The 13612-nt window shown below is 54.1% G+C and carries 13 protein-coding genes; 8 read left to right on the top strand and 5 right to left on the bottom strand.

The window, feature by feature from the left end; genetic code table 11:
- Nucleotides 1-242 precede the first annotated feature (242 nt).
- The gene (locus APU11_RS04095) at nt 243-1076 is read right to left on the bottom strand and encodes a MipA/OmpV family protein (RefSeq protein WP_058650351.1); all 834 of its coding nucleotides are present in this window, start codon (nt 1074-1076) and stop codon (nt 243-245) included.
- Nucleotides 1077-1281: 205 nt separating this feature from the next.
- On the opposite strand from APU11_RS04095, the gene APU11_RS04090 reads away from it, so the two are divergent.
- The 3 genes from APU11_RS04090 to APU11_RS04080 all read left to right on the top strand — a co-directional run bounded on the left by APU11_RS04090 (nt 1282) and on the right by APU11_RS04080 (nt 3998).
- Nucleotides 1282-1959, top strand: a complete 678-nt coding sequence (locus APU11_RS04090) for a response regulator (RefSeq protein WP_058650350.1) — start codon at nt 1282-1284, stop codon at nt 1957-1959.
- Complete coding sequence (locus APU11_RS04085; protein ID WP_060578324.1) at nt 1959-3347, top strand: ATP-binding protein; 1389 nt, start codon at nt 1959-1961, stop codon at nt 3345-3347. The genes APU11_RS04090 and APU11_RS04085 overlap by 1 nt, the downstream gene beginning before the upstream one ends.
- A gap of 171 nt (nt 3348-3518) precedes the next feature.
- Entirely contained in the window at nt 3519-3998 is a 480-nt protein-coding gene (locus APU11_RS04080) for an Rrf2 family transcriptional regulator (protein ID WP_058650348.1), read from the top strand.
- Between the two features lie 58 nt (nt 3999-4056).
- Here the strand turns inward: APU11_RS04080 and oqxB are convergent, their stop codons facing one another.
- Nucleotides 4057-7209, bottom strand: coding sequence for a multidrug efflux RND transporter permease subunit OqxB (oqxB, locus tag APU11_RS04075; RefSeq protein WP_060578323.1), 3153 nt, complete (start codon nt 7207-7209; stop codon nt 4057-4059).
- Nucleotides 7210-7232: 23 nt separating this feature from the next.
- On the bottom strand, nt 7233-8408 hold the full coding sequence (locus APU11_RS04070; protein WP_020688166.1) for an efflux RND transporter periplasmic adaptor subunit: 1176 nt from the start codon (nt 8406-8408) through the stop codon (nt 7233-7235).
- A gap of 334 nt (nt 8409-8742) precedes the next feature.
- On the opposite strand from APU11_RS04070, the gene APU11_RS04065 reads away from it, so the two are divergent.
- Nucleotides 8743-9105 carry a helix-turn-helix domain-containing protein gene (locus APU11_RS04065; RefSeq protein ID WP_013096738.1) on the top strand — a complete coding sequence of 121 codons (363 nt, stop codon included), beginning with the start codon at nt 8743-8745 and terminating at the stop codon, nt 9103-9105.
- Between the two features lie 48 nt (nt 9106-9153).
- Here the strand turns inward: APU11_RS04065 and APU11_RS04060 are convergent, their stop codons facing one another.
- Nucleotides 9154-9984: an alpha/beta hydrolase gene (locus tag APU11_RS04060; RefSeq protein ID WP_020688164.1), complete on the bottom strand. Its 831-nt coding sequence runs from the start codon at nt 9982-9984 to the stop codon at nt 9154-9156.
- 238 nt (nt 9985-10222) lie between these two features.
- Here APU11_RS04060 and APU11_RS04055 point away from each other — a divergent pair, with 238 nt between their 5' ends.
- Nucleotides 10223-10534 carry a YebG family protein gene (locus APU11_RS04055; protein ID WP_058650347.1) on the top strand — a complete coding sequence of 104 codons (312 nt, stop codon included), beginning with the start codon at nt 10223-10225 and terminating at the stop codon, nt 10532-10534.
- A 122-nt stretch (nt 10535-10656) separates the two neighbouring features.
- Here APU11_RS04055 and APU11_RS04050 read toward each other — a convergent pair whose 3' ends face one another.
- Entirely contained in the window at nt 10657-11067 is a 411-nt protein-coding gene (locus tag APU11_RS04050; protein WP_013096735.1) for an ASCH domain-containing protein, read from the bottom strand.
- Between the two features lie 105 nt (nt 11068-11172).
- Between APU11_RS04050 and APU11_RS04045 the strand changes: the two genes are divergently transcribed.
- The 3 genes from APU11_RS04045 to APU11_RS04035 all read left to right on the top strand — a co-directional run bounded on the left by APU11_RS04045 (nt 11173) and on the right by APU11_RS04035 (nt 13612).
- Complete coding sequence (locus tag APU11_RS04045; protein ID WP_057072217.1) at nt 11173-11850, top strand: DUF1963 domain-containing protein; 678 nt, start codon at nt 11173-11175, stop codon at nt 11848-11850.
- A gap of 74 nt (nt 11851-11924) precedes the next feature.
- Nucleotides 11925-12713, top strand: coding sequence for a phosphotransferase (locus tag APU11_RS04040; RefSeq protein ID WP_058650346.1), 789 nt, complete (start codon nt 11925-11927; stop codon nt 12711-12713).
- Between the two features lie 155 nt (nt 12714-12868).
- Nucleotides 12869-13612, top strand: coding sequence for an SDR family oxidoreductase (locus APU11_RS04035; RefSeq protein WP_058650377.1), 744 nt, complete (start codon nt 12869-12871; stop codon nt 13610-13612).

The raw sequence follows: 13612 nt of genomic DNA, 5'->3' as shown, positions 1-13612 counted from the left end.
TGGCCAGCAGAATCCGATGGCTGGCCTGAATAGATGTCTTAAGATTGCCTACTCCTTTCTGCTCATTTATATGGCCGCTTCTTGCGCAAAGCCGACGCTCACGCAGGAACAGAATGGCGTATTGGTACACATGCCAGCCTGCAATCATGACCTGTCAACCTGACGCGATACGTTCCTTACCCCTATCAAGTGCCGCCCCGTCATCTAACACGGGGCGGGTTTTGGCGTTCCATCCAAATAAATCAGAAACTATACGTAACCTTCAAACTTCCCGTCGGCGAGGTTTTTCGCTGAACAATCGGGCTGTCGGCTGCATCTCCCATCAGCTGCGTAACGCCTGCGCCAGCAACCACGCTCCAGCGTTGGGTGAGCTTATGCGTCCAGTCGAGATTCGTTGACCAGGCATAAATTCCGGCTCCAGCATCATATCGGGCAAACCCGGATGCGGCGGACTGGGATGCATTCACCCCGTAATAAGTCTGCATGTACTTGCTGCTGCCCCAGCTACCGGTCAGCGACAGCGTCACCGCGTTGTTCGGTGAGGTAAAGAGCGGGCTGGAAATGCCGAAATGCAGCGCTTCGCCGTTGTCTCGCTCCGAAACCGGCACCTCTGCCTGTAATTGCAGATTCAGCCAGTCGGTCACTTTGTACCCCAGCCCTGGCACCACCAGCGCCGAACCTTTGATGTCGCCCATACCGCGCAAATAATCGCTGCCGCCGCTGATCGAATCGCTGTCCACGTCCCGATCCTTACGGCCCGCGCGATAGCTCAGCGCCGCGCTGTAATCCAGGTTGCCGATGTTGTTGCCGTAACCGATCCCTCGCGTGGTGCTGACGAAGAATCCGTTATACATCGCGTAATCCACCACCACCGCCGTGGTGGCGCGGTTTTTATCCGAACCCGAATAGCGGGGCGCAACATACACGCCTCCGCCTAAGGTCAGCACGTTGCCCTGTTGTTCTGCGGCCAGTACCGGGGTGGCCAGTAATGCCAGCAGCGCACCTGGCACGATGTTCTTCAGACTGAGCCCCGGGAGCGAAAGGGGGAACGAGTGACGCAGTTCGATATGTCTCATTAAAGAAGTCCTTTTGGATTCAAATGATTACGTTACAAGCGGTGTTAATCGCCAGAGCGCCCAGTTTGAATGTCCACCCTAAGGTTCTTATGAGCTCAAAATGAAGAAAGACTGAAGCAGATGCTGATGCTGCAAAACTGTTAAATTACCTGTTACCGTCTCTTTCTTAAGACGTTCTTCATTCACGGTTGATAAAGTTGCCCTTGTGAAAATATTACTTATTGAAGACGACCTGGATCTCGGCAATGGCGTGCGTATTGCCCTTGCAGATCAAGGATTAGATGTCATATGGGTCCGCCGCAAAGAGGATGCGCTGCATCAACTTGCTGTCTGCGCACCTGAACTTATTCTGCTCGACCTGGGGCTGCCGGATGGCGATGGCATGAGTCTGATGGCGTACGTACGTCAGCAGCTAAAAGGCATCCCCGTTATTATCCTGACGGCGCGAGGAACGCTGCAGGATCGCCTGAGCGGGCTGGATGCCGGTGCCGATGACTATCTGGTTAAACCGTTTGTGCTCGCCGAGCTGCTGGCCCGGGTGAGGGCGCTGGCGCGGCGCAGTTATGGCTATCAAAACGAGGCGGTAGAAATCAGAGGATTATCCCTGCATGTGCCGACGCGTCGCGTCGCGGTGAGTTCCCGCCATATTGAGCTGACGGCCAGCGAATACGCGCTGCTTGAAACCCTGATGTTGCGTGCTGACCGCGTGCTTACGCGCCGTTTTCTGGAAGAAAGGATCTTTGGTGCGAAAGAAAATATGAGTAATGCGCTTGATGTGCATATGGGGAACTTGCGTCGAAAAATTGGCGACGGCTATGTACGAACGGTGCGGGGCGTCGGGTATGTCATTGATACCGTTGCGATTCAGAAGGGAGCATATTGATGCAAAATCTGTGGCGTTTCCTGCGGGTGCCCACGCTGGTGCGGCGAATTATGGTCGCTCAGATGCTTCTGCTGACTCTGCTGTGGTGTCTTTTTTTAACCTGGATGCTGTGGGATGACTTACGTAGCCCCCCGATCCTGACCGGCGATACGACATATAAAACCATATTTACCCTTGTTGAACGCATGGAAGGACGTACGCAGGAGCGAAGCGAGGTGCTGGAGCAGTTCAGCCAGGCGTTGCGGGAAGATTACGGCGGCGGGGACGATGCGGGACTCTCCATCACCATGATTATTCGCAAGCATAACGCAATACTGTATGCCTCTGCTGGCGCGCCGATGGGCGTGAAAAATACCCGGTTGGGGAAGATCGAGCGAATTCACAGCGACGGGCGTAGCTGGACCATCCGCACGCTAAAATCCGCGAATTCCGACGTGGAGGTGACGCTGGTGACGCCTGCTGCGGGGTGGAATTTCTTTATCTACCTCAACTCGCGTGGCTACTACATCATGCCGCTGCTGGTGTGTATTCCTTTTCTGCTGTTTCCCGCATGGCTGTCAATCCGCATCGCTATGCGCCCGTGGAACAACGTCGTTAATGAAATTGCCTCGCGCGCGCCAGAAGATCTCTCTCCGTTAAAGGCTGTGCCAACGCACCGGGAGCTTAGCCAGATGGTGAATGCGATTAATCAGTTCCTTGCCAGGGTGCGAGAAAGCACGGAAAGGGAGCGGGTATTTATTGCCGATGCCGCTCACGAACTGCGCACGCCGCTGGCTGCGATGCGAATCAATGTGGAGGCGTTGCAGGCCTACGTCAGCAGTGATAATCAACAGGCGCTGCTGGCGGGAATTATTCGCAGCAATAGCCGGGCAGCGCGTCTGGTTAATCAGCTTTTACTGATGATGCACAGCGAAGCAAGCGTGGATACGGCGATGGAGCCGGTGCCGCTTACGACGCTCATCCAGGAGCGCATGGCGGTGCTGGCACCGCTCGCCGCGGAACGCAATATTGAGCTTGAATTCTACGCTCTGGAAGAAAGCTGGGTGAGCGGTGTCAGGGAGCGTCTGATGTCGCTTATCGATAACGTGATTGAAAATGCCATCAAATACAGCCCGCAAGGCGGGCGGGTGGCGGTCGATCTCTTTTCGGCGGAGACGTCCACTCAATTCAGCGTCTCCGATGCCGGGCCGGGTATTCCGGTGGCGTTGAGGGAACGGGTGTTTGACCGGTTTTTCCGCGATCCGAATCAGGTGCAGAACGGGAGCGGGCTGGGTCTGGCCATCGTTAAAGCGGTGGCGCAGCAGCACAACAGCAGCGTGAGCCTGAGTACCTCTGCTGACGGTGGGCTCAGGGTGACGGTGGATTTCCCCAACCCGGCGTTTGCCTGAAGAAAACGGGAGGGTGATCCCATTTCGTGCGCGATGGAAACTCTTTTTTACGGGACGGGTCAAAGTAGATAGCTTCAAAATAATTACGGTATTTGTTATATTGTTGCTTATTGATTATTCACCTCTGCGGTGCCAAAAAGAATAAGATTCACCGCAACCCAGGATACGTAAATGTTAGATTACCGCTTCCCGACAGCTTTGCAGATGGTTCTCAGCGTAGCGATGGCGGAGCAATTGGGTGAACGTTCGACGAGTGCGATTCTGGCCTACGGCCTGGAAGCGAATCCGAGCTTCATCCGCAAACTGATGGTTCCCCTCACGCGTGACGGCATTATCGTCTCAACGCTTGGTCGCAACGGCTCAATTCATCTTGGCCGCCCGCCGGAACGGATCACCCTGCGTGATATCTACCTTTCTGTTATAGAAGACAAAAAGCTGTGGGCGTCGCGCCCCGACGTACCGGCGCGCTGCGTGGTGAGCGCGAATACGTGCTGGTACTTTAAATCCATCGCTGAAGAGGCCGAGCAGGCATCCCTCGCGGTCTTAGCCGGTCATACCGTGGCAAGCGCGCTGGAAGAGCTCAAGAAAGCGGATACCAGCGGGTGCGATCCGGTGCCCGAACTGATTGCCCAGTACAAGAAAGCGCATTAATGGCTGCATAAAAAAACCGCCTTCATCGTGAAGGCGGTTTTTTGTTATCTGCAGCGTATTACGCGGGCAAGACCTCTCTTTCCACTTTGCCGCGCGTGACAAATTTACGCAGCGTCACGTAAAACACCGGCGTCAGGAACAGGCCAAACAGCGTTACGCCCAGCATACCGGAGAATACGGTGATCCCGGTGACGCCGCGCACTTCTGCACCCGCACCGTGGCCGAGGATGAGCGGGATGGTCCCGGCGATAAAGGCGATGGAGGTCATCACAATCGGGCGTAAACGCAGGCGGCACGCTTCGAGCGCCGCTTCCATTATACCTTTGCCCTGGATTTCCAGCTCGCGGGCGAACTCCACGATAAGAATCGCGTTTTTACACGCCAGCCCCATCAATACTACCAGCCCCACCTGCACGAACACGTTGTTATCACCGCCGGTCAGCCAGACGCCAAACAGGGCAGAGAGCATCGTCATCGGCACGATAAGGATCACCGCCAGCGGCAGCGTCCAGCTTTCGTACAGTGCCGCCAGGACCAGGAACGCCAGCAGAACCGCGACCGGGAAGACGATTAACGCCGTGTTCCCCTGAGTGGCCTGCTGGAAGCTCAGATCCGTCCACTCGATATTCATCCCGTTCGGCAGGATCTGCTTAGACATCCCCTCCAGTTGCGTCATTGCCTGGGTAGAGGAGAGGACGCGCGGGTCGGCATCGCCAATCAGGTCCGCCGCCGGATAGCCGTTGTAGCGGATCACCGGATCGGGCCCGTAAGTGGTACTGATATTGACCATACTGCCAATCGGCACCATCTCACCCTGGTTATTACGGGTGCGCAGATTCGCAATATCTTCCACGCTGTCGCGATACGGCCCGTCGGCCTGCGCCATCACGCGCCAGGTGCGCCCGAACTGGTTAAAGTCATTCACATAAGACGATCCCAGATAGGTTTGCAGCGTCCCGAACAGATCGGTCAGCGACACGCCCTGGGCTTTGGCCTTATCCCTGTCGACCTGCACATCCAGCTGCGGAACGTTCGCCTGGTAGGTGGAGATAGGGAAGTGCATTCCCGGCGTCTGCATAATTGCGCCCGACATGGTGTTCACCGCATTTTGCAACGCACCGTATCCCAGACCGGCCCGATCCTGGATGTACAGCGAGTAACCCGACCCCTGACCCAGCCCCAGAATAGGCGGCGGCAGAATGGAGAAGCCAAAGCCCTGCTGGATTTGCGCGATTTTGGCATTGATCTCGGCGTTAATTTCCGCCGCCGTGTGTTTACGCTGGTAAAACGGTTTCAGGCCAAAGAAGACCGTCCCGGTATTCGGCGTATTGGTGAACTGCAGCGCATTCAGCCCCGGGAAGGCGACCGCATAATCCACGCCCTCGGTGTTCATACCGATTTCGCTCATTTTGCGGATCACCGCATCGGTACGTGCCAGCGATGAGCCTTCCGGCATTTTCACGCCGCCAATCAGGTACAGCTTATCCTGAGTGGGAATAAACCCGCCGGGTACGGCTTTAAACATCACGCCTGCGGCACAGAGCAGCAGCACATAGACCACAAACACCGCACCGCGTCGTCCGAGCGTTTTGCCCACCAGCCCCTGATAACCGTTCGAGCTACGGTGGAAGAAGCGGTTAAACGGACGGAAAATCCAGCCGAACAGGCGATCGATAAGCCGGGTAGGGAGGTCTTTCGGCGCGCCGTGCGGCTTCAGGAGCAGGGCGGCCAGCGCAGGCGAAAGCGTCAGCGAGTTAATGGCGGAGATCACCGTTGATATCGCAATCGTCACCGCAAACTGCTTGTAGAACTGACCCGTAACCCCCGAAAGAAACGCCATCGGCACGAACACCGCGCACAGAACCAGCGCAATCGCGATAATGGGCCCGGAGACCTCACGCATCGCCTGATGCGCCGCCGCCAGCGGAGCCAGCCCCTCTTCGATGTTTCGCTCGACGTTTTCCACCACCACAATGGCATCGTCCACGACGATACCGATCGCCAGCACCAGCCCGAACAAACTCAGGGTGTTAAGCGAAAAGCCCAGCAGATAAAGAACGCTGAACGTGCCCACCACCGAGACCGGCACCGCGATCAGCGGAATGATCGACGCACGCCAGGTTTGCAGGAACAGAATGACCACCAGTACAACCAGCACCACCGCTTCCAGCAGCGTCTGCACGACCGCGCGAATGGAGTCACGCACGAATACCGTCGGATCGTACGGTGCCGCCCATTTCATGTCTTCCGGGAAACGGGTAGACAGTTCTGCCATTTTAGCGCGCACCGCGTTAGACAGATCGATGGCGTTCGCTCCCGGCGACTGGAAGATACCAATCCCGACCGCGTCTTTATTGTTGAGCTGCGAACGCAGCGCATAGCTGCCGGAGCCCATTTCAATGCGCGCCACATCGCGCAGGCGCACCAGCGAGCCGTCCTGCGCGGTTTTCAGGATAATATTGCCAAACTCTTCTTCAGTATGCAGACGACCCTGCGCGTTAATGGAGATCAGGAAATCGCTCTCTTTCGGCAGCGGCTCGGCGCCCAGCTGTCCGGCGGACACCTGCACGTTTTGTTCCTGCATTGCCGTTACCACGTCCGAGGCGGTCAGGCCGCGTGCCGCCACCTTATTCGGATCCAGCCAGACGCGCATCGCGTATTCGCCCGAGCCAAAAATCTGGATTTGGCCGACGCCGGGCAGACGCGCCAGTTCATCCTTCACTTTCAGCGTGGCGTAGTTACGCATATAGAGTGAATCGTACTTACCGCCGGGCGAAAACAGATGCACCACCAGCGTCAGTGTCGGCGACTGCTTCTGGGTGGTGATACCCAGACGGCGAACGTCTTCCGGCAGGCGCGCTTCGGCCTGTGACACGCGGTTTTGTACCTGAACCTGGGCCTGATCCGGGTCGGTTCCTGGGCGGAACGTGACGGTGGTCACCAGTACGCCGTCGGAGCCGGCGACAGACTTCATGTACATCATGTTTTCAACGCCGTTGATCGCTTCTTCCAGCGGCGTCGCCACGGTCTCTGCAATCACCTTCGGGTTGGCGCCGGGATACTCCGCGCGCACCTGCACGCTTGGCGGCACAACGTCAGGGTATTCGCTCACCGGCAACAGCGGGATGGCGATTAATCCTGTGATAAAAATCAGTATCGACAACACCGCGGCGAAGATCGGCCTGTCGATAAAAAAGCGGGAAAAGTCCATGGGTCGGATTCTCAGATAAGGGATCAGTTAAGGGCGGCGCGGGTGGTCATGGCAACGGTTTTCGCGTTTACCGGCATGCCCGGCATAAACACTTTTTGTAAACCGTCGACGATGACTTTATCGCCAGGCTTCAGCCCCTGCTGGACGATACGTAAACCGTCGGCCAGACGCCCTGGCGTAATATCACGTCGCTGCGCTTTACTCTCTTTATCAACGACATAGACATACTTACGATCCTGATCGGTCAGCACCGCTTTGTCGTCAATTAGCGTGGCCTGGAACTCCGCGCTGCCCGGCAGGCGGACGCGGGCAAACAGTCCCGGCGTGAACTGACGCTGTGTGTTATCCAGCAGCGCGCGCATGCGGATGGTGCCGGTACTGGGTGTTAACTGATTATCAAGAAAATCGACTTTGCCCTGATGGGGATAGCCGTCTTCGCCCACCAGCCCAATCTCAACCGGTAGCGCCTGGTGATTGCTGGCGGCACCTTGCCCGCTGAGGGCGAGTTTTTGATAGTGAAGGTAGGTTGACTCATCCACGTCAAAGTAGACGTAAACCGTCTTCTGCGAAACCAGCGTGGTGAGCACGCTGGCGCTATCACCGGCGGTAACGAGGTTCCCGCTGGTGATCAACGCGCGGCTGGCGCGCCCGTCGATAGGGGCGGTCACTTTAGTGAAATCCAGGTTCAGTTGCGCGGCATCCACCGCCGCCTGTGCGGCGCGAATGTCGGCCTGGGCCTGGACGGCAGCAGCGCGGCGCTGCTCCCACTCTTCACGTGAGACCAGATGGGTATTGACCAGTTTATCGGTACGGTTTGCCTCGCTTTGCGCCAGACTGGCCTGCGTTTTGGCTCTTGCCAGCGCTGCCTGCGCCTGTTCCAGCGTGGCGCGATAGGTTCTGTCATCGATCGTGAACAATACCTGGCCTTTTTTGACCTCCTGACCGTCGGTGTAATTCACTTTATCAATGTAGCCGGAGACGCGAGGGCGGAGCTGTACGCTTTCCACCGCTTCGATCCGGCCATTAAAGCTATCCCACTGGCTAATGGATTTGACGACCACGTCAGCGGCGCTGACGGTGGGCGCTTGTGGCGCGGCATTTTGCGCGACACCCTCGTCACACCCGACGAGCAGGGCGGAGAGTAACACCGCGCCCAACGCGTTCAGATGAAAATTACCCCAGGTTTTTTGCAGGCTCATTATTTTTATTCCGGTAGTTGTAGCCGCCGGGCAAGACGCAACGGGGGACGCCGCGCCACTTCCTTTGTCCGGGCTGGCTTAAGGCCATTTGTGTCGTTCATCGCCACAAAACTGTAACAATTGTGAATACACTATCGCGGCGATTGTAGGTAGGCGCTAAATTTAGTGCAAGAATAATTGTTGCACTTTATGTGCTATTTGATGCCGGGGAAAAAGGCGCGTTTCCGGCAGGGATTTAAATGCAACAATACAACTTGCATTTAACATCAAAACGGGCCATCTTTAAATGCAACAAACAAAGGTGCTTTTTACTACGTGGCGTGTGGGGGAGAAGATGGACACTGGCGCATTTATTCACGATCTGCTCGACTGGATCGATAACAACCTGGATAGTCGTCTGGACATTGAGACCGTATCAAAGCGTGCAGGCTATTCAAAATGGCATCTTCAGCGGATCTTCAAAGAACACACGGGTTATCCTATTGCCGAGTATATCCGTGCGCAGAAACTTCAAAAATCGATGGAGCGGTTAACCCATAGCGATGAGCCGATCCTGAACGTGGCAATCGCGTTGGGCTTTGACTCCCAGCAGTCTTTCAACCGCAGCTTTAAGCGTCAGTATGGTCAGGCGCCGGGGGCATGGCGTCGCAGCATTGTCAGCCCGAAAACGCGGCATTTATGCCAGACATCACCCTAGCCTGGGCGGGAACCGTTTTGCTCCCGCCTAAGGGGGTAATGTGCGGGGTTAACTGTTTATAAAGGCGAGAAGATCGGCATTGACCTGATCGGCATGTGTCGTTGGGATACCGTGAGGCGCGCCTTTATAGGTATGCAGGGTTCCGTTTTGGACCAGCTTGACTGACATCGCGCCGGAATCTGCATACGGCACCACCTGATCGTCATCCCCGTGGATGACCAGAACAGGGATGGATATCCCTTTGAGGTCTTCCGTGAAGTCAGTCTGCGAGAAGGCCACAATCCCATCGTAATGCGCCTTGGCGCTTCCCATCATTCCCTGACGGTACCAGTTATAGATGACCGCTTCGGAAGGCTTCGCCCCCGGGCGATTAAATCCATAGAACGGTCCCGCGGGCACGTCATAATAAAACTGAGGACGATTCGCCGCCAACTGGGCCTGAAAATCATCAAATACTGACTTTGGCGTACCCTGAGGATTACTCTCCGTCTTCACCATCAGGGGCGGTACAGCACTGATCAGTACGGCTTTGGAAACTTTGTCTTCACCGTGCCGGGCGATATAACGCACCACCTCACCGCCGCCGGTTGAATGCCCGACATGCATCGCACCCTGTACGCCAAGATGTTCCACAACGGCGGCCACATCGTCAGCGTAGTGATCCATATCATGGCCGTCCCACACCTGATCTGAACGACCATGACCGCGACGGTCATGGGCCACAACGCGGAATCCTTTATTGACGAAGAACAGCATCTGGGCGTCCCAGTCATCACTGCTTAGCGGCCAGCCGTGATGGAAAAAGATCACTTTCCCGTCTTTTGGACCCCAGTCCTTGTAGTAGATATTGACGCCATCGCGAGTTGTTACATAACCCATGATTATTCTCCACTCAGATAGACAGATTGCATGAAAGGCAGAAATGAAATGCGGTATACGGCCCGACTCCGCCGCGAATTAAGAAGTGTAGTTCATACGCTGGCCGTCTGGGTTAAGGCTCACCCACTGGCGGGCAGAGTGGGGCAGCGGTAAGGGGGACGGACAGAAAATAAATTTTAGCTGCAACCTACACCGTGAAAGGTTATACTGTATATAAATACAGTTAAAGGGGCGCATCATGGCGGTTGTAACAAAATATGTTGTTGTAAGAAAAGGTGAAGAGAAAATGACATTTGCCAGTAAGAAAGAGGCTGACGCGCACGACAAACTGCTCGACATGGCAGACGCGTTCACCGACTGGCTGCTGCAAAGCGGACTGCAGATGGACGAAACGCAGGCTGAAGATCTGGGGTTGTATCTCGCCGAGCAGAAAGAGGCCGTGCAGCATATTCTGCGTACCAGTAAACTGCCCGATCTCAACGCTGTAACCGATAAAACAGCCTCTGATGAGGCTGGCAGTAAAAAAATCCGAGCCGTGAAAGCTGCCTGACAGGGACATTAACGGTGGAAAAACAGTCGAGATACTGCAATACGTCTTACACCAGGGCGCCGGTGGCGCCTTTCACACCCTGACTGCTACGTCCTGGCCCGGGCGATTAATTTTCTCTCATTTCACAGCACCTCAACCACTTCAAATTCTTCTGCGATCAACTCCATATCTTCAGAAAAATGACCTTCTCGGGTGAAAAATCGCTGATGCTCTTTCTGCCAGTATTCAAGGCTTAAATCGCCTTCACCTTCTTTACGGGCAAACGCCTCGGTCACATCACAAAAACGCACCAGTCGCATTGAAACCAGCCGGGTTACACAGACCGGAACATTCTGGCCATCAAGAATAATGTTATAACTCCCGATCCGCGGGGCAGACTCCTCCTGCTGATAAGAGGCAAAAGATCCGCAGGAAGCGGTTTTGATCCCTTTTTTAATCAGGTCTGCAAGCTCGCTGGCCAGTTCCGGGCTGTCGCCCATTTGCCAGGCACCGGCGCCTGGGTACTTCACTTTTAATTTCTCAACCGCAAACATGACAAGCCCTTTTTATATGCAGGTCTGATGAATAATGATTACGATATAATAAAAACGTCTTTATTTCAGACTGTATAGAGTCTCTCCATACGTAAGGCGACAAATATGAAATCCAGGAGTGCGTTAGTTTTAGACGAGCTCAGATCCAAATTACGTCCTGCATCGGTGGCACAAGTGGGCGGTTTTCGTCCCCCGGCAGACCCCCTTACATCCTGGTTTTTAAACGGTGTCGCTCTTCCCGGTGAAGGATTACCACTCTGGAAGGAGCAGCCGATGTTTCCGCTTCTTCAGATTCGTATAGATGAGCTTCCCGTTATCCCTGAGCAACTGAAGGACGTGGCACTCCTGGTGCTCTTTCACAATATTGAAAGCCATCCATTTGATAAACCTCATGGTGAAGGTTGGCTCATACGGGAATATGCCACCCTTGAAGGGCTTGAGTTATTGCCAGCAACAGACACGCCTTATCGCGCATTTCCGGTTCTATGGAAGGGCGTTAATGATGATGCGCCGGGATGGGAGGATGCCTGGGATATTATCGACCTTTCTGACGTAAACGGTGATCAGGAGGCAAGTGACCGCTTCCATGATGATTTTAAACGCTACAGGGGAACCAAGGTCGGAGGATACCCGATGGAGATACAACATGGCGTGGGGATAGAAGACTTTGTCTTTCAGGTGGGATCAGAGGAAAAGGTCAACTGGATGTGGGCGGATAATGGTATCGGCTATTTTCACAAATCACCGGAGGGACTCTGGACGTTTTCGTGTCAGTTTTACTGAGCATACAACGTTAGCGTCTTGCTTCAGGTGGATTCTCCGTGCCACCGTCCCAACTCATTCATAAGAGACAGTGCATGTCTGCTACGGATTTATCAAAAATGGGCACCGCGAAAGTAATGCTGAGTGTAAGTGACTGCGGGCATAAAGTGATTGAAAAATGTCCTGTCGGAGAGGTGGAGTACAGCTTTTATCAGTACGCTGCAACGGAGCTTAATCAGGCTGGCATTGTTACCCCAATGCTCTTTTCCGCTAATGCCCCTTTACGCAAGTTAATACTGGAATATATTCCTGAAAAGGTTGAACAGAACGATGTCGCAGGTGACGACGCCACCGCTATGTTGGCACGCTTGCATGGTTTCCCCGCAAATTCTGAATGGATTTACCACAGCCACTCGTGGTCAGAACTGGCGCTCGAAAAGTCCCTCATGCTTTTAGCGTTACCAGATAAAAGTACACAGCAATTTCGGCTATTTCAGGAATGTAGTGATGTTTTGTTCGCTTACCCAAGCCTGATCTCTGGTGATAGCAATGCTGGCAATTGGGGAAGAAGAGAAAACGGTGATTTGGTTCTTTTCGACTGGGAACGATTTGGAAAAGGGAGTCCTGCGATCGATCTTGCCCCTCTGATAAAAGGGATGGGTTCGAAGCTAATGTTTACTGATATTGCTGAACGCTATTGCCAGTTCTCTTTCCATCATGACCGTAATGCGTTAGCGAGAGAAATTGCCATTGCCAAAGCATGGATTGTCACCGAAGTCATTGTGCTACTTAATGAGCGGCAAAACGCAGACTTTCCTTTATATCTCGACTGGTACAGGGAACATCTTCCTGGCTGGTTAGATGATGTCATCACGATGCTATGAATGATCATCTTCAGGCTTCATCGACATATTGAGTAGACAATATTCGATGTTGCCTGTCTTTCTTACATGTAAATGGCACTAACGGAAAGATGTCGCTCCGCCTCCCCATGCTATATCTCCACCAACACATACTCACTACAAACGGAGACATGAAGATGCTGAGAGGTAAAAGAGCCGTCATTACTGGCGGCAGCGGGGGATTTGGACAGGCGTTGTGCGTGTGGTTGGCACGAGAAGGTGTCGAGGTGGATTTTTGCGCGCGGCGCGCTGATGATATTCAAAACACCTGCAGCATCATCACTGCTGAAGGCGGCATGGCAAAAGGGTATCTCTGTGATTTAACCCAACCTGATTCCATTTCTCAGTTTTCTTCACAGCTGTTAACGTCAGACAAGCCTGTAGATATTTTAATCCTCAATGCTGCTCAGTGGTTGTCAGGCAGGTTAGACGATCAGCCAGACACAGAAATTATCAATACCATCAGTTCAGGTCTGACGGGTTCGATTCTCTTGACTCAGGCATTACTGCCCGGATTAAGACGTTCAGCCAGCGCTGATATCATCTCGATTATCTCTTCCTGTGGGATCCCTAATTTCACCGATTCAATTGCGCATCCCGCTTTTTTCGCCAGTAAACATGGGCTGAGCGGGTTTATAACGAAACTGTCGCGGCAAATGTCTGAAGAAAACATACGTGTTACTGGACTGTATCCACCCGATTTCGAAAATACCGGATTAGAGCCAGCTTTTGATGATCAATCCAGAATGGGGGACGGTCTGCTGAACGGGCGCTCGGTCTGGGAAACCATTCGTTTTGTACTGATGCAACCTCGCAGTTGCCATATCAGCCACATCTATTTTCAAGGCCCAACGCGCGAAGATCTGACTAGCAGGGGCTGA

This window comes from Enterobacter sp. 50793107, from assembly GCF_001463365.1.
Taxonomy (GTDB): Bacteria; Pseudomonadota; Gammaproteobacteria; order Enterobacterales; family Enterobacteriaceae; genus Enterobacter; species Enterobacter cloacae.
The sequence above is the reverse complement of the archived record's forward strand: the minus strand, read 5'-3'. Positions and strand labels throughout refer to the sequence as shown.